The sequence below is a fragment of the Treponema sp. R6D11 genome, from assembly GCF_054786075.1.
Genome location: NZ_BDHD01000031.1, coordinates 1 through 19,353 on the forward strand (window position 1 = coordinate 1; position 19,353 = coordinate 19,353).

Annotated in this window: 22 protein-coding genes; 7 read left to right on the top strand and 15 right to left on the bottom strand. The window is 41.7% G+C overall.

Translation table 11 applies throughout. The annotated features are described in order from the left end of the window. Nucleotides 1-125 precede the first annotated feature (125 nt). On the top strand, nt 126-251 hold the full coding sequence (locus ACYVTD_RS04905; protein ID WP_461246669.1) for a hypothetical protein: 126 nt from the start codon (nt 126-128) through the stop codon (nt 249-251). Nucleotides 252-337: 86 nt separating this feature from the next. After that, entirely contained in the window at nt 338-778 is a 441-nt protein-coding gene (locus tag ACYVTD_RS04910; protein ID WP_461246670.1) for a hypothetical protein, read from the top strand. 64 nt (nt 779-842) lie between these two features. Here ACYVTD_RS04910 and ACYVTD_RS04915 read toward each other — a convergent pair whose 3' ends face one another. The 7 genes from ACYVTD_RS04915 to ACYVTD_RS04945 are packed head-to-tail and all read right to left on the bottom strand — an operon-like array spanning nt 843 to nt 8,532. Next, nucleotides 843-1,547, bottom strand: a complete 705-nt coding sequence (locus tag ACYVTD_RS04915; RefSeq protein WP_461246689.1) for a zinc metallopeptidase — start codon at nt 1,545-1,547, stop codon at nt 843-845. A gap of 10 nt (nt 1,548-1,557) precedes the next feature. Then, the gene (gene ppk1, locus ACYVTD_RS04920; protein ID WP_461246671.1) at nt 1,558-3,789 is read right to left on the bottom strand and encodes a polyphosphate kinase 1; all 2,232 of its coding nucleotides are present in this window, start codon (nt 3,787-3,789) and stop codon (nt 1,558-1,560) included. Between the two features lie 52 nt (nt 3,790-3,841). Next, complete coding sequence (locus ACYVTD_RS04925; RefSeq protein WP_461246672.1) at nt 3,842-4,741, bottom strand: ankyrin repeat domain-containing protein; 900 nt, start codon at nt 4,739-4,741, stop codon at nt 3,842-3,844. 10 nt (nt 4,742-4,751) lie between these two features. Beyond that, a complete protein-coding gene (gene lptB, locus ACYVTD_RS04930; RefSeq protein ID WP_461246673.1) occupies nt 4,752-5,654 on the bottom strand; it encodes an LPS export ABC transporter ATP-binding protein in 903 nt (300 codons plus the stop codon). Nucleotides 5,655-5,658: 4 nt separating this feature from the next. Beyond that, nucleotides 5,659-6,318 (bottom strand): LptA/OstA family protein, encoded by a 660-nt coding sequence (locus ACYVTD_RS04935; RefSeq protein ID WP_461246674.1) that lies wholly within the window; start codon nt 6,316-6,318, stop codon nt 5,659-5,661. Then, complete coding sequence (gene lptC, locus ACYVTD_RS04940; RefSeq protein WP_461246675.1) at nt 6,308-6,901, bottom strand: LPS export ABC transporter periplasmic protein LptC; 594 nt, start codon at nt 6,899-6,901, stop codon at nt 6,308-6,310. Before lptC ends, ACYVTD_RS04935 begins: the two co-directional genes overlap by 11 nt. Then, nucleotides 6,898-8,532 carry a CTP synthase gene (locus ACYVTD_RS04945; RefSeq protein WP_461246676.1) on the bottom strand — a complete coding sequence of 545 codons (1,635 nt, stop codon included), beginning with the start codon at nt 8,530-8,532 and terminating at the stop codon, nt 6,898-6,900. The genes lptC and ACYVTD_RS04945 overlap by 4 nt, the downstream gene beginning before the upstream one ends. Before the next feature lie 124 nt (nt 8,533-8,656). Here ACYVTD_RS04945 and ACYVTD_RS04950 point away from each other — a divergent pair, with 124 nt between their 5' ends. Together ACYVTD_RS04950 and ACYVTD_RS04955 are read left to right on the top strand one after the other, a co-directional pair. Continuing rightward, nucleotides 8,657-9,661: a glycoside hydrolase family 43 protein gene (locus tag ACYVTD_RS04950; protein WP_461246677.1), complete on the top strand. Its 1,005-nt coding sequence runs from the start codon at nt 8,657-8,659 to the stop codon at nt 9,659-9,661. After that, nucleotides 9,658-9,792, top strand: coding sequence for a hypothetical protein (locus ACYVTD_RS04955; RefSeq protein WP_461246678.1), 135 nt, complete (start codon nt 9,658-9,660; stop codon nt 9,790-9,792). Before ACYVTD_RS04950 ends, ACYVTD_RS04955 begins: the two co-directional genes overlap by 4 nt. A gap of 106 nt (nt 9,793-9,898) precedes the next feature. Here the strand turns inward: ACYVTD_RS04955 and ACYVTD_RS04960 are convergent, their stop codons facing one another. Both ACYVTD_RS04960 and ACYVTD_RS04965 read right to left on the bottom strand, forming a co-directional pair. Beyond that, nucleotides 9,899-10,402 carry a lecithin retinol acyltransferase family protein gene (locus ACYVTD_RS04960; RefSeq protein WP_461246679.1) on the bottom strand — a complete coding sequence of 168 codons (504 nt, stop codon included), beginning with the start codon at nt 10,400-10,402 and terminating at the stop codon, nt 9,899-9,901. 53 nt (nt 10,403-10,455) lie between these two features. Further along, complete coding sequence (locus tag ACYVTD_RS04965; protein WP_461246690.1) at nt 10,456-10,896, bottom strand: leucine-rich repeat protein; 441 nt, start codon at nt 10,894-10,896, stop codon at nt 10,456-10,458. A gap of 127 nt (nt 10,897-11,023) precedes the next feature. Here ACYVTD_RS04965 and ACYVTD_RS04970 point away from each other — a divergent pair, with 127 nt between their 5' ends. From ACYVTD_RS04970 to ACYVTD_RS04980, 3 genes are read left to right on the top strand one after another with little or no spacing between them, the layout of a single operon-like run. Further along, the gene (locus tag ACYVTD_RS04970; RefSeq protein ID WP_461246680.1) at nt 11,024-11,374 is read left to right on the top strand and encodes a helix-turn-helix domain-containing protein; all 351 of its coding nucleotides are present in this window, start codon (nt 11,024-11,026) and stop codon (nt 11,372-11,374) included. A gap of 58 nt (nt 11,375-11,432) precedes the next feature. Then, nucleotides 11,433-11,786, top strand: a complete 354-nt coding sequence (locus ACYVTD_RS04975; protein ID WP_461246681.1) for an addiction module toxin RelE — start codon at nt 11,433-11,435, stop codon at nt 11,784-11,786. Further along, nucleotides 11,783-12,094, top strand: coding sequence for a helix-turn-helix domain-containing protein (locus ACYVTD_RS04980; RefSeq protein WP_461246682.1), 312 nt, complete (start codon nt 11,783-11,785; stop codon nt 12,092-12,094). The genes ACYVTD_RS04975 and ACYVTD_RS04980 overlap by 4 nt, the downstream gene beginning before the upstream one ends. Nucleotides 12,095-12,139: 45 nt before the next feature. Here the strand turns inward: ACYVTD_RS04980 and ACYVTD_RS04985 are convergent, their stop codons facing one another. From ACYVTD_RS04985 to ACYVTD_RS05010, 6 genes are all read right to left on the bottom strand, one after another. Beyond that, entirely contained in the window at nt 12,140-12,976 is an 837-nt protein-coding gene (locus tag ACYVTD_RS04985) for a hypothetical protein (RefSeq protein ID WP_461246683.1), read from the bottom strand. Beyond that, entirely contained in the window at nt 12,951-15,296 is a 2,346-nt protein-coding gene (locus tag ACYVTD_RS04990; RefSeq protein WP_461246684.1) for an ATP-dependent helicase, read from the bottom strand. Before ACYVTD_RS04990 ends, ACYVTD_RS04985 begins: the two co-directional genes overlap by 26 nt. A 58-nt stretch (nt 15,297-15,354) precedes the next feature. After that, nucleotides 15,355-16,473: a hypothetical protein gene (locus ACYVTD_RS04995; RefSeq protein ID WP_461246685.1), complete on the bottom strand. Its 1,119-nt coding sequence runs from the start codon at nt 16,471-16,473 to the stop codon at nt 15,355-15,357. A 2-nt stretch (nt 16,474-16,475) separates the two neighbouring features. Beyond that, the gene (rimO, locus tag ACYVTD_RS05000; protein WP_461246686.1) at nt 16,476-17,828 is read right to left on the bottom strand and encodes a 30S ribosomal protein S12 methylthiotransferase RimO; all 1,353 of its coding nucleotides are present in this window, start codon (nt 17,826-17,828) and stop codon (nt 16,476-16,478) included. 16 nt (nt 17,829-17,844) lie between these two features. Beyond that, entirely contained in the window at nt 17,845-18,942 is a 1,098-nt protein-coding gene (locus tag ACYVTD_RS05005) for a helix-turn-helix domain-containing protein (protein WP_461246687.1), read from the bottom strand. Nucleotides 18,943-19,011: 69 nt separating this feature from the next. Beyond that, a partial coding sequence (locus ACYVTD_RS05010) for a LolA-like protein (RefSeq protein ID WP_461246688.1) occupies nt 19,012-19,353 on the bottom strand: 342 nt, incomplete at its 5' end.

Here is a 19,353-nt window from a genome sequence, read left to right on the forward strand (position 1 = left end):
GGTCATTACAGCATTAATTTCTCTTGTTTTAGACAGTTTAAATTCTCATTTTCTTACAGGAAAAAAAGTGTTTTCGCTTATGCGAAAATAAAGGTTTTTTATATATCGCAATAAAGGAGTGTGTTATGAAATTTAGTAAAAAATTAATGATTATTGTCTTGGCAATGATAATCGGGTTTTCAATAACTAACTGTAAAGAGCCAGATGACGGTGGTGGCGGGGGGGAGGAAGTAGCGGTGCTTCAGGTGTAAAAAATGTTGCCGTTACCCTTAATGATGTACAAGCCAACGGCGATCAAGAAAGTACTACTACGCAGCTGATCTTTGTATTTAGCGATGTGATTAGCGGACTTTCCGCCGATGATATCGAATTGAACAGTGGAGAAGAAACAATAAATAAAGGAACGCTCAGCGGCGATAATCCGTATTACCTGCCTATCAGCGGCTTTACTTCGAGCATAAACTTGACAATTACGGTAGCAAAAAAGGGTTATGATATCAATTCAAGTACAGTATTTATTTATTACGTTGCCCCTCCTATTCCTATCAGTCTAAATAGCGTAATAGCTAACGGTTCTCCAACGGAGACTACCACACAATTGACTCTAACCTTTGACAATGAGATTACCGGGCTTTCTGCCTATGACATCGAATTGAGCGGCGTAAACGGTATAACAATAGGAAATCTTAGCGGCAATAATCCTTATTACCTGCTTATCAGCGGTTTAAGGCGTATAGAGTTATTTTGCTTTTTATTGAATATCTTTTCGATCATGTGATTAATATATCATAATTAATAAAAGAATACAATAAAAAGTTTTAAAATTTTTATATAAAATTTAACTACCTGCGACGACGCGATAACAAAATAAGGCGCAGTAAGCTGGCAATTGCGGTAAGAGCTGAAGCAATATATGTTAAAGCCGCGGCTGTTAAAACTTTTTTAACGCCATTTAGTTCTTTTTCTGTTAACACGTTATTTGCGCGTAAAACAACTATTGCCCTTCTGGAAGCGTTTATTTCTACCGGCAGGGTAATAACATAAAAAAGCACGGCTCCGCCGAAAAGCAGAATTCCAATCCTGAACAACAGGTCAGAAATGCCAGAATAAGACGAACTGGGAGGAATAGCAAGTCCAATTATCGCAAGCCATGGACCTATTCTTGAGCCGATATTAGCCACAGGCACAAGCGTACTTCTTAACGCAAGAGGACTCCAGTGTACCGCGTGCTGAATAGCGTGTCCGGCTTCATGCGCGGCGACTCCTACTGCGGCGATTGACGTTGAGCCGAATACAGGTTGAGAAAGCCGTAATACTTTTTCCATGGGGGAATAATGATCGGTAAGAGAGCCTGCAATACGCTCAACTTTTACATCTCTGATATTATTTGACTTTAACAAAAGAGACGCCGCGTCAACGCCTGTAATTGCCCGCGAAGACGGTATTTTTGAATACTTTGCAAAAGTCGATTTAACCATAACCTGCGCCCAAACCGATAAAATCAGAGTAGGCACTACTAACAATAAATAGTATTGATCAAAAAACATATTAAACATATTAACTCCTATCAGCAGGCGGACTGCGCCTCACTGTATATTCAAGTTTTACGGGTCCCGGATTTTCACTGTCCCTTGCCGCGCGGAAAAGCATTTCTTTTTGAACGCGGAAAGGTTTTTCCCCTGCGGAAGGCGAAAGCAATGTCCATTTGCCTTCGTTGTTCAAAACAGAAGCCTGACAATTATCGCGGAAATAATCGTTAAGTATATCATACAATTCCGCATGGAGTTTTTCATCTTGAATGGGGAATAAAATCTCCACGCGATGATCAAGGTTGCGCGTCATCAAGTCGGCGCTAGCGCAGTAAATTTCGTCCGCGCCTCCGTTGGAGAAGTAATAAATTCTTGAGTGTTCTAGATAATGATCTATGACACTGATTACCCGAATGTTGTCAGAAACACCGACTATGCCGGGAACTAACGTGCAAATACCTCGGACACACAAAGAAATTTTTACGCCCGCTTCCGATGCTTTGTAAAGCGCTTTTATAATATCGACATCGGTAAGAGAATTCATTTTTGCCATTATTTTTGACGGATACTTTTGTCTTGCCCTATTCGCTTCTCTTTCGATAAGCTCCAAAAAACGGCGTTTAAGAGCGATTGGCGCGATTGTAAGCTTTGTCATTGTTTGTACGATTGAATAACCTGTCAGCATGTTAAAAATAAGTCCCGCGTCATAGGCAATATCCTCGCGGCAGGTAAAGAGGCAAATATCCTCGTAATATTTTGCGGTTCTGTCGTTATAATTTCCAGTAGAAAGATGCACATAACGCTTTACGCGATCATTCTCTCTTCGCAGAACCATCGAAATTTTAGAATGCACTTTTAAATGCGAAAGTCCGTACACGACGATAACTCCCGCTTTTTCCAATCTGTTCGCCCATGAAATATTCCGCTCCTCGTCAAACCGCGCTTTAAGTTCAACCACCGCCGTTACATGCTTGCCGTTCAATGCAGCCTGCTCTAACGCGCGAACCACCGGAGAAAAAGCGGAAGACCCCGAATGAAGCCCAATTCCCGGAATAGCGCCGCCCGTCCTGTAAAGCGCGGTTCTTATCGAAATAACCTGCGGGTCTACCGCGGCTTCCTGAAAAAATCTTACCACAGGATCAAAAGACTGATACGGCAAATGTAGCATAACATCGCCCTGACTTATTTGATCCCATATCAATGTGTCCTCGTTAAAAACCAAAGGCTTATGAATTTTCCACGGCTTTTCAGTTAAGTCTTCCAAACTTGCCACACCGGACAATTCCATAAAATCAACAAGGTTAATTGGTCCGTCAACTTCATACAAAAAATCATTATCAAGTGAAAAACGTTTTGCAAGCTCTTCTTTTAACATGACACTTCCAGAAGAATAAACCATTCTGATACAATCCGATCTTCCCCTGCCTTCCAGAGCTTCCACCATCGCCGAAACAAAATCTTCGTCTCTCTGTTCGTCAACAGAAAAATCAGAGTCCCTGTTAATTTTAAACAACATGGATTCTTTTATTTTGAAGCCGGGGAAAAGATAAGTGCCCCATGTGACAATTACATCTTCAAGTAAAGCAAGTTGAAACTTTTCTTTTTCTCCGTCGGTACGCTCCGCCTCAAAACTTGGCAACCAGACAAGTCTGTCTAAAACACCGGGGAGAGGTATAATTACTTTTAATTCTTTTGGAGCGGAGGCAGTTTCGCCATCTAAACCCGATGGCGGATTCGGGTTTTCAGGTTCAAGCAGAAAAACGACGTTTAACAAGCGGCTTTCGATAAAAGGCATTGGTTTGTCGTCTTCCAAACGCAGGGGAGTTAAAACAGGATATATATGAGTTAAAAAAAACGAGTTTAAAAAATCAAGTTGTGGAACTGTCCATAAATCGGGACGCAAAAGCGACAAACCGTTTTTCGCAAGTTCGGGAAATATTTCGTTACGCAAACATTCGTACTGTCTGTTCATAATGTCATGGACTTTTTGAGAAATCGCTTTTAGCTGCTGATCTGGATTTAAGCCCGAAGGATCAACCGCCCTGCCCGCTTCCGTTTTTTGCAGACGCTTTAACGCCGCCACCCTAACCATAAAAAACTCGTCAAAATTAGTAGATACTATAGAAAGAAACCTTAATCTTTCAAGTAGGGGCGTTTCCTTGCGAAGCCCCTCTTTCATTACACGTTCATTAAAGTCCACCCATGAAAGATCGCGGCTAATGTATGGGAAATCAAGCTTGTTATATTCAATTTTGTCCATTTATTAAATTATAGTGTATTTACAGGTTTTTAACACGTTCTCATTGAGCGTTTTAAGGAACTTTGTTCAATGCATTAGCGTCAAAAAGGGCAAGCATTTTGCTATTACCAAAAATTGTGGCGTATTTTCTTGCGCTAACGCCAAGAGCGTCTTTAATGTCGGGGTCAGCTCCGGCTTTGACCAATATTTCAACAAGTTCCTCATCTCCTGAACCTACAACGATAACCAGCGCTGTCTGTCCGTCCTTGCTCTGAATATTCACGTCCGCTCCGGCTTTAACAAGGGTTTTTATCATATCTTTATTTCTTTCACTAGCGCTGTCAATAAGAGCGGTAGAACCCCTGTCTTCGGAAATAAGATTTACTTGAGCGCCAGAACGGAGTAGAAGCTCAAGGGTACTTAATTGCCTGTTTCTGGCGGAAATACAAAGTAATGGTATTCCTTTTTTGTCTTTTGTATCGGGTGAAAAACCGGCTGATAAAAAGAGAGAAACTTCCTCCGCTTTTCCTTCGGCAACACACTGGGTAAGAGCGTCGTCTGTTATGGGAACACCCTTGTCAAGCAAAGCTTGTCTTGCTTTATTTGTTCCTAATGCGGCTTCATTTTTTTTGAAAGTTTCGTATTCGTCTGAGAGATACTCATGTAATTTATCTTCAGTATCAAAAAATTTAAAGCAAAAGGCATATACCTCAGGAATGTTTTCGATAGCTTTTCCCCCAAATACAAGAATAGGAAGATGCGAACCGCAAAAAAATCCCGCAAGAAAATCTATCCACCCAGGTCCAAGCGCCGAAAGAACCACAACGTGGGTGAAATTTTCGATTACTTTTCGCCCTTCATCTTTGGTTTTAATAAGAAGCGTTTCCGAAAAAACACCTGTTTTTTCAAGGAAAGACACAAGTTGTGAGGACCTTTCCTTTTCTTCTTCCAGACAAATAAGAAAGACTTTCATTTTTTTCCTCTTACATCTTAAATTCGCTGCCTAAATAAACTTTTCTAACCATCTCGTTATTCAAAATTACGTCTTTATCCCCTCTTGCAAAAATATTCCCGTCAGCTATGATAAACGCTTCGTTGGTTATTTCCAGTGTATCACGAACATTGTGATCTGTGATAAGAATACCGATGCCTTTTTTGGCAAGTTGGCGGATAATTTGCTTTATTTCATAAACGGCGATTGGGTCGATACCGGCGAAAGGTTCGTCTAACAGCAGAAATTTTGGCTCTGTAGCAAGAGCGCGGGCTATTTCCGTGCGGCGTCTCTCTCCGCCTGAAAGAGTGTACCCTAATTGCGTGCGTATGCGCCCGATTCCGAACTCGTCTAAAAGACTTTCTAATTTTTCTTTTTTTGCGTCATCGTCAATGTCCTGACGGCTTTCTAAAATTGCCCAGATATTTTGTTCAACAGTAAGTTTGCGGAAAATTGACGCTTCCTGCGGAAGATAAGCGATGCCCATTCTTGCTCGGCGGTACATCGGCATTTGAGTAATATCAATATCGTCCATTGTCACATAACCCATTGTAGGCTGATAAAAACCGACAATCATATAGAAAATTGTAGTCTTACCCGCTCCATTGGGACCAAGAAGCCCTGCTACCTCGCCGTTTTTCATTGTAAAATTAACGCCTTTTACAACCAGTTTTTTCCCAAAACTTTTAAATAAATTTGAAACGCCTAGCGTATACTCCTGCGGTATCGGCGGTGGAGCTTTTTCTCTTGTAACTTCGATGATGTTGGATTGAATTTCTATTTCATTGTCGGCATTGTATTTTGCTAACGCCGCTGTCGTTATTACAGCTAAAATATCAGGCGGAATTTCTGTTTTCGGGATATTCTCCTTGGTAAAAGCATTGTTATATGACATAAGATTAATTCATTATTGTTCCTGAAACAGTTCCTTCCATGATAACGTCATCCGTGTCTAAATCTACACGGATTTTATCCGCACGGAATTCATCGTTCTTTTTGAATACTACGGGGAAGCCAGAAAGATCGAGTAATTTTTCGTTGCGGTGATAAATTGCGTATTCAGAACGACAAACCATTTCGTCTTTGAATAAACGCACAGATATTTGAAAAACAGCTATTTCATTTTTATCGTCATATTCAAGAAAACGCCCTCTTGCTACAATTTCGTTTTCCCTGTCCTCTAAAGACGAGTTGCCTTCCAATCGAGCTATTTTTAATTTGCGGTCGTAACGGAGTTTATCCGTAAGAAATAAAATATTTTTGTCTTCTTCGTGTCCCCACACATTGCCTGTGCATACAATAAATTGATTGTCTTTTCCCTGTATTTCTATTCTGTCGGCTTTTAACAAAAGATTGTCGGAACGAACTTCAGCGTTCCCTATCAAAATTGTCGTTTCTTTGCCAAGCGCTTTTGAGCCTGACATTTTGTCTGCCCTAAAAGAAAATTTGTCGGCGTAAATATTTTTAACGCTGAGTAACAAAAAAATTATTAAACACAAACTGCGTAAACATACATTTTTGTGAAGATTTATTTTTGATATTTTACGGTTATTCATCATTAATTGTTTCCTGTTCTTCGCTTTCATCATCTTCTTGAACGTAAGAGCCGCCTACATCGCCTGAAAATTCAAATGAACGACTGCGAGCGTTAGCTGTAAGCCCCGTACCTGTAAAATGTGTGCCATTCTCGCGGTAAACATCAACCTCGTCTTCCTCTCCTGTTGAAAGTATATGCGTCTCATCTTTCCATTCAAGCTGATTTGTCTCGATGATAATATCTTCGGATTCAACTTCAAGCCTTACGCCATTCATCATTGTAATATCGCCCGAATTAATATCCACCGAAGCGTTTCCCGCTCCTCCCTGCGTGTTCACTTCATGCCCTTTGTCGCCGTATTGTTCAAATGTAAAATTTTCCAGTTTCATTACGCCTTGTTTCTCGTAACGTTCCGCACGTTCCGCCTGAACTTTGGCTATCGGGTCTGCCGATCTTACTCGTATATACTCTACATTTAACATAACCAAGTCGGGCAATTCTCTTTCAGTCGGCTCTAATTCCCCATAATCAAAAGTACATGATAGCGTTATGAGAAAAAATAAAATGCAGAGCGTCCCATGTACGGGATTTATTTTCCTTTTCATTTATTCTTTTTAACCGCCGCTATAAAATCTCTGAACAGCGGAGCCGCCGCCGTAGGCTTAGATTTAAATTCAGGGTGGAATTGAACGGCGACACCCCACGGGTGATCTGTCCATTCAACACATTCAACCAGAGAGCCGTCGGAATTAAAAGCTGCAAGTTTAAGCCCCGTCTTTGTCATTTCTTCGCGGTACTGGTTGGTAAATTCATAGCGGTGGCGGTGGCGTTCCATTATTCGCTTTTCGCCATAAGCCGCTAAAATATGTGTGCCATTTTCGTTTACTGTTTCCATTGCGCCAAGACGCATTGTTCCGCCGTAATTTTTTACATTAACCTGTTCTTCAAGAAGACTAACAACAGGGTGTTTCGAGTCGCGGTTAAATTCGGTTGAATCGGCATCAGCCCAATTCAGAACATTGCGTCCCCAGTCGATTATCATTATGTGCATGCCAAGACAAATCCCTAAGTACGGCACTTTGTTTGTTCTTGCCCAAGCCGCCGCTTTTACCATGCCGCCGATTCCCCTCTCACCAAAACCGCCGGGAACCAAAATGCCGTCAACTTGAAACATACAGTTTTTGGCGGATTCGCCTTTTCCTAAAATTGCGTTTGTGTTTTCAGTTTCCTCAAGTTTAGACGAGTCGATTTTTACCAGTTCCACTTCTACGCCACATTCAAGGCTTGCGTGGAATAACGCTTCGTATAACGATGTATAAGTGTCGTGTAACTCCATATATTTTCCGACAACACCGATACGCACTTTTCCCTTGCGGGCTGAAAAACGCTCCATTACGGAATGCCACGGGCGCATATCGGCATGACGGCTTTCAACGCCCATCTTGCGAAGAATAACCTGATCAAGTTTTTGATCAAAAAAGACCATCGGTATTTGATAAATTGTCGTATCAATGTCGGGCGAAGTAAAAACAGCGTCGGGATCAACATTGGTAAACAGGGCGATTTTCCGCCGTGTCGGTTCTTCAAGCATTACGGGTGCGCGGCAGATTAAAATGTCGGGTTGAATTCCCATTTCCTGCATCGACTTTACAGAGTGTTGTGTCGGCTTTGTTTTTAATTCGCCGCTTGCGACTTCGGGAATTAATGTTAGGTGAACTGAAATAGCGTCATTCTTGCTCTGCTCATGGATAATTTGACGAGCCGCTTCCAAAAACGGAATGGACTCGATGTCTCCGACAGTTCCGCCGATTTCTACGATGACGACATCGGTGTCGTTTTCTTCTTTTGAGACCGCCAAAATGCGGCTTTTTATTTCATCGGTGATGTGGGGGATAACTTGAACGCATCTGCCCAGATACTGCCCTTCTCTTTCTTTGCGGATTACAGCTTCGTAAACTTGTCCTGTGGTTATTGAATTTGCCTTGCTCAATCGTCCTTTGGTAAAACGGGCATAGTTGCCCAAATCAAGATCTGTTTCCGCTCCGTCGTCGGTAACGTAGACCTCGCCGTGCTGGTAGGGGCTCATAGTTCCCGCATCTACGTTGATATAGGGGTCGCATTTGACCATACGGACATTAAGCCCCCTGCTTTCCAGCAGAGCCCCTATTGAAGAAGCGGCAACACCCTTGCCTAAACTGGAACAAACGCCGCCCGAGACGAAAATAAACTTGTTCATGTAATACAATTATCGCGGATTTTTAAGGGAGATTCAAGTGGAAAAACGAGCCTAATCTTATGGTTTTTGATAATATATTTGACATTTTGCCGAGAATTTCCGTATTATGTAAGGGGGTTTTATAATGAAAAGTTTCAGGATTTATTTGATATTTATAGTCATATTGTCAATTTGCGGGTGCGGATCAAATCCGCAGTCAAATGGGGGAACGGCTCCCAAGGCAAGGTATTTGTATCCTAAGGATTATATGGCTGATCCCGCCGCCCATGTTTTTAACGGCAAAGTGTATATTTATCCTTCCCACGATTGGAGAAGCGGTATAACGTCGAATGGTCATGGCGAAGCTTTTCAAATGAAAGACTATCATGTGTTCTCTATGGACGATGTGGAAAACGGAGAAGTTACAGCTCATGGTAAAATTTTAGATCTTAAAGATATTCCCTGGGCAGAAAGCCAATTATGGGATAATGATGTCGCGTTTAAAAACGGCAAGTATTATATGTATTTTCCGGCAAGGGATAAATACGGCGCTTTTCGCATAGGCGTGGCAATAGCTGATCGCCCCGAAGGACCTTTTATCCCTGAAAGCGAGCCAATCAAAGGAAGCTACAGCATCGACCCTTGCGCTTTTGAAGACAACGGCGTGTATTATTTGTACTTTGGCGGATCGGGAAGCTCGCCTGCCGGTTTATCGTCTTCTCTGGCGCGTGTCGTGAGATTAAGCGATGATATGTTGCAATTTGCCGAAGAGCCAAGACCTGTTGTAATTTTAGACAAGAAAGGCAAACCCGCCGGAGGTTACGACAACCAATTTTTTGAAGCCTCATGGATGCATAAATACAATGGAAAATATTATTTTTCCTATTCTACGGGCAATTCGCATCTTTTGTGTTATGCGATAGGCGATAACCCTTACGGACCATTTACATATCAGGGAATTATTTTAACACCCGTAGTAGGCTGGACTACACATCATTCAATAGTCGAATTCAATGGAAAGTGGTGGTTATTTTTCCACGACAGCCGTCCTTCCGGTGACGTAACATGGCTTAGAAGCATGAAGGTAATTGAATTAAGATACAACGAAGACGGAACGATTCAAACGATTAAAGGCGGCGGCTCTTGGTGATAAAAGAGATATGGAGCGGTTATAATGAGTTTATTGAACAAGAAGGACTTTACAGGGAAAGCGGCGGCTATGTTTATGACTTATACAAGATTGAGCGCGAGCATAGGCGGCTTGTGCAGTTGGAACAGTAGGGGAATAAACTCCCTATTATAGCGTATACATTTTTGCTTATAGTACTTAGTAATTTGGGTGTCACACGCATATTGCTCCTTCCCAGACAATTTAATATACTATAGTTTATTTTTGATTGGAAGGGGATGCAAGTATTTCTACAATTTTATATATTTTACAAAAAATTTCTGCGCCTTTCTCAAATTTAGTATGTTTTTCGCTGGCATTATCAATAGCTTTACATGCTGCCACCGCAATTTTTTTTACTAAATCAACTTGCAGTGAGCGATGTTCCCCAATTTTGCACCATGTGGCAAAATGATCGCAGTTATTAAGAAACAGGTCGTAGGTGTGTTCACCTAAACGTGAACATGCCCGGCTAATGGTTTCTTCAGGCGGGAGGCATTTTTCAGGCGGAAATTCAATTACAAGGAAAGGGGAACAGTTTGCAAATTCTGCAAGGGTTGACCTATGGATAACCGCGTCTTCCTTCATCTTGGAGCCGTTTAGCGGCGCAAAGTGAATAACGGAATCATCTCCTTCGTATATACCGCAATGACATGGTAATCGGATTGCCCAAACCACATCGCCTTTATTCGGAGTTTTTAAAGTAATACGTTCAATTTTCATTATACTTACTCTTGTAAAGACAAATTAGTTTGGGCATTTTATGTTTTATTTCCTTACTGCGACTGAATAATCAAAGTGATGCCTGAGTTAATATAAACAGATCCTGGCACAAAACCAGATCCGTTCCAACCACCTCCGCGGAAACCGTTAGCCCAATTTGCGGTAGTATCTGTACCAGAAACACTGAAGAGTGTACCGGTAAATGGGGTATATCCTGTAGTTTCACTAGGTACTTTAACCGTAATAGTTCTAGCTGTTGATAAATCTGTGCCAAATATTTTTGTACCAAGAGTAGGTGCGACAGTACCCATTGTAACATTTACAATTTTAGGACAGATAATGAAAGCTTCATCACCGATACTTGTTACAAGTGGAAGATTTACATTTTGTAATTCAGAGCACCAATAAAATGCTTTTGAACCGATAGTTGTTGCTTTTGGAAAATTTAAGTCTTGAATACCACACCTATCAAATATATGGTAATTCGATAACATCACAGATATAGAATTTACATTATAGGTGTAAATATGTCAACCATAAATTAACAAAAAAACACTATTTTTAGAATAAATTACCCATTATTTCCTTTATCTTGTTATCTATGATGATATTTGTTAAACTATGGTGATGACTGTAAATGAGCGGTTAGCCTACGCCAGAAAGCAATTGCACATGACCCAAGCCCAATTTTCCGAAAAAATATGCGTTACTACCGGTTTTTTAGGTTCTATGGAAATTGGCGACCGAAAAGTCAACTCCCGCATGATCAAGCTCATCAACCTAACCACAGGGATAAGTTCAAAATGGTTGGAAACAGGAAAAGGGGAAATGTTCGCAAGCGAGCCGGATCAGGAAATTGAGGAAATCGTCAACCTTTACCGCCAGTTAAACCCCTTCTTTAAGGGCTATTTCAAGCGGCAGTTACTGGAAATTATTAATTACGAAAATAGTACCAGAGAGGGAAAAGAATAATTGATTTTTATTTTACTTGCCAAACCCTATTTAATAGGGTATATTATAATGTAGCTATATGACTCGTGAATTTGTAATAATGCCGGAGTTTGATCGCCAATGGCAAAGAATGGGTTTGGGCGATAATGAACTACGTCAACTGCAAGAAACCCTGTTGAAAAATCCAAAAGCTGGGAAAGTAATTCAGGGAACAAAAAAACTGCGTAAAATACGCATTGCTTTTGAGAGGCAGGGAAAAAGCGGAAGCGGCAGAGTTGCTTATGTGGATTTTGCTTTTTATGAGGCAATTTATCTCATAACCGCATATCCAAAAAAAGAGAAAGACAATCTTTCTAAAGCCGAACGAAACGAAATCGCCAAAATAATTATCCGACTGGAAGAAGGATTGAAAGAACAGGAGAATAAAAGATGATCGTTTTCAAAAGTATTATGCAAGGTTTAACCGAAGCCGCAGATTACCAACAAGGTAAAATCCATGCCCGAAAAACCAAATTGACTATAAAACCAGTAACTGCTTTCAATACTAATGATATTAAACGGATACGACAAAAAACAGGATTAAGCCAAGTAGTATTTGCCGGGTCGCTTGGTGTTTCTCCAAAAACAGTGGAAGCGTGGGAAAATGGTCGCAACAAGCCGGAAGGAGCTTCTCGCCGATTACTTGAAATTGTAAGAGATGATCCAGGGTTTTTAAAGCGGTTTCAAGCAGAAGCACGTTAATTATTTAATTGATAAAACGTAGATAAGAAAATAAAAAATATTTCCCTACATCTCCCCCAACACAACCGCCAATTTCGCTTCCTCTCCGTCAGATAGTTCGCCGGGAAGGATAAGCGGAAAGGACGGGGTGGGGGGGAATAAAAATCCCGCTTCCAAAAATTTTTGGAATAGAGTTGACCAGTTTTCTGTTTCCGCTTTTTCTTTCAACTCAAGATAAATGCCGTGTCGTTGCAGGAGGTTGTTTTTTAATATTTTTTCGATGCGTTGGAATTTAGGGGTTGCTCTATTTGGGGCGGCAAGAAGGTCGTGGATTCCACGAGTTGCGGTTGCAAGCAGGACAGGGGGAAGAATGTCGCTCGGTGGCAGATTTGCAAGTTGGGTTTCAGTTTCGGCGGCTACTACGCACAAGCCTATCGGCAGTCCGTTACGCCAGAGTTGAATGCCGGGGAGTACGGGGATAAGAATAGGGGCGTTATCTGTTACCGCAAATGGGTTTGTGGGGTTGGTAAAAGGTCGCCACAGTTTGGCGTTTCCGTTGTTGAAAAGTACGGACAATTCCTGAGGTGGAGCGGCGTAGAGGCGGAAAAGTCTATTTGGGAAAATTTTGGATAGGGCTTTTAAGTAACGAGCTTCGGTGAAGTGGGGGAAGGGCGAATATAAGCCTCGGCTTGCGGTGTTTTTTAGTTCGCGTAAAATGTTTGGCGGAGTATGACCCAAGACTGCCGCTCCGCCGTTTAGCCAAAGATCGACTAAACGTTTTCCATTGGACAAATAAAGACGGAAGCCCCTCGCTCGCAGAACATTCGGGAGTTTTCTTAATAAATCGAAATCGTCTTTTATTTCCATATTATCTATTTTAACAATCATCTCCAATTTTTTCATAGGACCTGCCCTGATACTCGCTTAAAAATATCTTGTCCTGTCCTGAATCGAAACGAACATGGACGACGGGTCCGTCCTCGCTGTCCTTTACTCCCACGACAGCGCCGTAGCCGTGATCTTCGTGAAACAGGCGTTGCCCTTTTCGCCAGCCTGCACGTTCTTCAAGTTCAGCGTTTGCTTTGCTTTTTGCGCTACTTTTTGCGCTACTTTTTGCGCTACTTTTTGCGCTACTTTTTGCGCTATTGCCTAATCCGCTTGCGTGCAGACTTTGCGGATTAAGCGGATTAAAGTTTCTGCCGATGAATGATCTTCTGCCTGCATAGTGCAGCGTGTCGGCGTTTTGTGTCGGCGTAAGCTCTTTTATTTGCAGACAGCTTCTGTCAATCTCACGCAAAAATAGCGATGGTTGTGCAGGAGCGGTTCTTCCGTACATTCGCCGTTCTGCACAGGTTGTCAAATATAACTCGTCCATGGCACGAGTAGCTCCAACATAAAAAAGCCGACGTTCTTCTTCAAGCTCATCGCCTTTTTTGTCTTCTCTTGGAAAAATGCCCTGCTCAAGCCCTGTCATTATTACACGCTTAAATTCCAAACCTTTGGTATTGTGAAAAGTAATAAGCGTTACGGCGTTTTGCAAGTCGCCCGATTTATTTGCGTTTGCATTATCTTCCATTGAGCGGTCAAGTTCGATGTCTTCCAAAAATTCGAGCAAACCTTCACGGGTGTTTGGATATTCACCGGCGGCGTTTACAAGTTCCAGTAAATTGCCTGTTTTTGAAATGCCTGCTATCTCGTCTTGCGTTTTATGATACTCGGCAATGCCTGAATCGTTAATTATTTTTGTAACAAGAAGCGAAAGATTATCGCCGGAAGCAAGATCGCTATCTTGCTCATCTTCAAATGTGTGTACAGACTGAGCCAATAAATTTTTTGAGTCTTCAATAATCTTGATAAACTCATTCAAACCTTTGCGGGCTTTTGCGGAACAGTCCATTGCACGGCTCGCTTCGAGCAAGTTGCCGTTGTGTTCGCTGGAAGCTTCAGTCAGCTTGTCAACTGTTGCCGCACCTACGCCTCTTGTGGGTTTGTTTACTATGCGACGAAAAGCGACTTCATCACGAGGATTTACAAGAAAAGCCAAAAGTGCGAGAGAGTCTTTTATTTCTTCACGTTCATAAAATCTTAATGAGCCGACAACTCGGTAGGGGATACTCTTTCGCAGAAAAACAGTTTCAAAGCCTGCTGATTGTGCGTTGGTGCGATAAAGGATAGCCCAATCCGACCACGCTGTTTCTTTCTTTTTTACGGAGGCGGTGATTTTATCCGCACAAAAAGACGCTTCCTCGTTTTGATCATGAAGATAGACAAGCACAGGTACAGGTCCGTCTCCTTTTTCGGCACGGAGAGTTTTTCCCAAGCGTCCGTGATTGTAATCGACAACTGAGGACGCTACTTTCAAAATAGAAGATGTCGAGCGGTAATTTTGCTCAAGGCGGATAATGTCCGCACCAGAAAATTTGTCGGGGAACTCAAGAATATTTTTTACTTCCGCACCTCGGAAGCGGTAAATGGATTGGTCGTCATCGCCGACCACGCAAACATAAGTGTCAGTGCCGCACAATTCTTTTAACAGCCTGAACTGTGCCACATTTGCGTCCTGATACTCGTCTACCATGATTACCCGAAACCGCTCATGGAAACGCCTAGCCACTTCCGGTTGACTGCGAAGAATCTCTACAGGTTTTTTTATCAAGTCGCCAAAATCGACATTGCCTATCTGCGTCATGCGGTCTTCATATCGCTTGTAAATGTCTCGGAACTTTTTGTTGTGATCGATAATCGCAAGCTCTGGATCATCGGGAGAGAGAAAATAATCTTTCGCTCTGGAAATATTGTGAGCGTAATGTTTCACATCGGCTTTGGGAATGTTTTCCAAAACAGAGGAGAGAAGGGAAACGACATCATCGTCATCATAAATGGTAAACCCCGAATCAAGACCGATAAGGCTTCCGTTACGCCGCAAGAACCACGCTCCAAAAGAATGAAAAGTCCGCAACATTGCGTCCCCGGCTCGCTCGTCAATCTGCCTCGCACGTTCCGCCATTTCTCTTGCCGCTTTGTTTGTAAATGTTACCGCCAAAATGGAACGAGGGTCCATTCCCTGCTCCCTAATTAGCCACGCTATCTTTGTAGTGATTACCCTTGTTTTACCCGACCCCGCTCCTGCCAGTATCAGCAGAGGACCTCCCATGTGCAAAACAGCTCGGCGTTGTTCGTCGTTGAGTGGTTCAAGATATGAAGGATAATCCGCAGAACGCATTTGCTAATTGTAACAGAAACGGGGGTAGGTGTCAGGCGGATTTTACCGAGTTTTTGTTTTACATTTCTTTTTTAAAGAAAATGACATATTTTTCATTTATTGCTCTTGTAGGATAATCATTTTCGTCTCGACTGGAAAAATCAGGTTCGTTATAATCACGAGTATAAACAATGCCGCCTTTATAAAAATAAAGTCTATCTTCTTTATAACCGGCTCCTTCGCCAAAAATCCAATAAAAAATCCGTTCATCATCTGTTTCAATAAAATTTTTAGGTTGAAGATTAATTCGGCTCGCTCCACTAAACAAAACCGTTAAACATTTCAATTCTTTATTATACACAATTTGGAGAGCGTCATTTTGCATATAAAATAAACTTTGGTTTCTGTCAGATTCTATTATTTTGCATGAATCAAAGTCATAATATCCTGTGAAAGTTTCTAAATAATCGCTTGTTAACTTACGGACATTATCCTTTATAGGATCGTCAAGATTACCGGCAAAGGTGTAGGGTATTTCGTATTCAAAAGGACCTCGCCATGTTTGTTCAGGAGCATTTTCTAAATATAATATTTGAATTTTTTCGTTTTCTGTTTCTAATTTTGTGCGGTTATGCGCAAAAGTTTTACCATTAAATTGCAGTAAAATTTCTTTTCTTGTAACTATTTCTCCTTTTACTAAATCAATTTCTCTGATATATACATTTTTATCTTTAACGGACAATACTAGGATTTCCGGTGAACGTCCGTTTGCGAATTGCTTTTCTGATTGTTGAATATAATACCCTTGTACTGGTATTATAGCTTCAATTTCTGGAACATTTTCTATACCTGATTCTTGATACCATGGAGGACCACCGATAGCGGAAGCATTTCTATATGCAAAATCCACCGCGATTTCTGCCGCGACAGTATCATTTTTCATTTTTTCTTCAAATATGTCTTTATCTATCCATTTTTGTTCTTTTCTTGGTTTATAGATAGGAGTTTCTTCCGCCATACTCTGTTCGGAAATATTGTCTTCTTTACCTGCGTTATTATCGCTCTTTTTACATGAAAAAAGCAGAATAATTATTAAAATGGGCAGAAAATATTTTCTTAGTTTTATCATGTATTTAAGATAATATTTTTTTATTTCTATGGCAAGTATTTTGTGTAAATTATATTTAATAACAGACACAACTAAACACAAACCTCTAAATCAAACCCTCTTCGCGCAATAACTTTGCACTTTACAAAAACTCCCAACTGCGGATTTACTTCGCTTGCCTTGCTTTTTACGATAACCGCCGCACCGTCAATGTCGGGGGCTTGGCAGTAGGTCCGTCCAAGTAAAAAACTTTCTGCGTCTTCACCGCCCGCTTTGGTGTTCGCTTCAATACGCTCCTCAATTAACACTTCCAAAATTTCACCTACAAAGCGATCCATGTTTTTTTCGGTAATAGGGATTTGCCGCTCTTCAATTATTTGTTTTCTCTCTTTTGCGGTTTTGGCTGAAACACGCCCCTTCATTGAGTACGCCGCTGTTCCTTCCTCTCTTGAATACACAAAACAACCGAGCCAGTCTAAATTGGCTTTTTGCTGAAAATCCAGTAACTGCGCAAAGTCTTCCTCTGTTTCATTGGGAAAGCCCAACAGAAAAGTAGAGCGTATAACAGCATTTGGTAGTCTTGCACGAATGGTTTTGAGTAACGCAAGATATTCTTTTGCGTTGCCATGACGATTCATGGCGATAAGTATTTTTGTCGAAGCGTGCTGAAAAGGAATGTCAAAGTAGGGAAGAAAACGAGAATCTTTTTCCATAAGATCGAGGATTTTAAGAGGGAAATGGTCGGGGTGAATGTATAACAGACGTACCCAAAAATGCCCTTTAAGTGAAGAAATCGCCTCAAGCAGTTCAGGCAATTTTGCGGTGGTGTCTGCGTTTGCAGTGTCCGTCCCAAAAGAGCCAATGTCCTGCCCGATGATACAAAGTTCCCTAATGCCGCGATTCAACAGCGAGTTACATTCTTCCAAAATGTCGGGAATTGTTCGGCTGACAAGTCCGCCTCGAATAAGTGGAATCGCACAAAAAGAACAGCGGTTGTTGCACCCTTCGCTTATTTTTACATAAGCCGAACCAGGAAGAGATAAAAGCGGACGCTCTCCCGTTGGTGTAATAGCGTTATGTGATATATTAGCTGTTTTTTCCTCGTCTACAAGATTTGCCGCCGTTTGGGTAATTTGCGCAAGGTTGTCCATCCCAAAAAACCCGTCGGCTTCCGGCATACTTTCGGCAAGTTCTTTCGCATAACGTTGGGCAAGGCAGCCTGCAAGAAGTATTTTTTTACTTGGATAAAGTTTACGCCACTCAAGAACGGCGTTAATCGACTCTTTTTTTGCACTTTCTATAAATCCGCAGGAATTGACAATAATTAAATCAGCGTCTTCCGCTTCGAGAGCGTTTTCCCACCCTGCTTTGTTAAGGTGGGACATCATATTTTCAGCGTCAACTTGATTTTTTACGCAACCGAAAGGATCAAGAAAATAGCGCATTTTTTACGGAACCGAATTAGGTTTCAAGCTTTATCAGCACAAGGCGGTATCGGTTTTCTTCGTCTCTAACCCAGCGAATATCCGCTACGACAACTTCGCCCGCAGAGCCGATTTCCAAAGGCACTGTACGCCCTCCGCCGATTACCTGAAGTTTTGCGGTCTGGGCGTTAGACACCCAAATGCGAATACCATTTTGAGCTTGAATATCAAGTACCTCTGATCTTTGGTAATAACGCTGGGTAGCCCCCTTGCGATCTCTCTCGTTAAGTATTTCCCAACGGAACATGCAATACCCTTGGAAATTTCCCTGTAAAGTAAAAGGATACGCCGCCGCGGAAGCGGGAAAAATAGTGGAACTTGCGGCGCTTACAGTATTAACTGTGTGGGTAATGTTTTGTTCTATCTCCGCACCTGTGTAAACGGCGGCGTCCATCAAGTAAAAATGGAGTAACGCTCCCATGTCGGCGTTGTTCTTGGCAAAGTCCGCTACCGTTATGCGCAATTCGGGGATACCATCGTTATTAAGATCGATGTTAACTTCCTGGCTTAAATCAAGAACTTCATTACCTGCCGGAGTGCGAATTGTTACAGCTTCGCCCATGTTATACAGTTCCAATTTGTAAGTTTCGTTATCTACGGGAATTAAAACAGAATCATTTTTATATAATCGGCGTTCCATGGAATTGCCTTCCATTATGTATTCGGCGGGGGTGCGTCCTGCGGGTGAGCTTAGATAAGGTCTATTTTTATTGTTGATAATTAAAGAATAGACAAACCAACCGCCTAACCCTAATACCGCTAAAATTAATATGGTGGGAACTAAAAACCTTGGCACTTGCGGAGGACTTTTTAAAAGCTGTTCTACCGGGATTGGCTGTTCCTGAATTTTTAACGCCCTGTAAAGTGAAATTAATTTTTGAATGTCGAGGTCAAGGTATGCTCCGTAATTTTTTATAAAACCGATTACATAAGGCTCGCCGGGAAATATGGAAAAGTTTTCCGACTCTAACGCTTCAAGGTAACGAATGGAAATATTTGTATCACGGCTTATTTGATCAATGGTGAGTCCCTTTTCGTTACGAGCGGTTTTTAATTTTTCACCCAGAGATTCCATTTGTTTTCTACCCTAATTTGTATCCCTAAACAAGAAATTGTTCCACATGTTTGCCGAGGGCAGAGTATCCTAATCAAAACGCGCTTCAGGAATACCCACGTTTGTCCTTATATTTACAAAATCAAAACGCAATTCGCCCTCGCCGATTGTTCGTCCTTCGACACGGCGTATTAATTTTGTATTGGGATTAATGCTTAAAATTATTTCTCTAAAACCTTCCGAAACAGAACGTCTAGTAAGGCGCAGTTTTATAACTCTTTCTCCCGACGTGCCGTCCAATGGCTCGGGGTTGGGACCTGTAACAAATGACGATACATAATTGCGCCTTAAAAGCGAAAGCCCTTGAGAACTTGCCACCCCGACTCCCGAAGCTCCCGGTTTTTTCTTAATATCTTGGTTTAGAACGGCTCT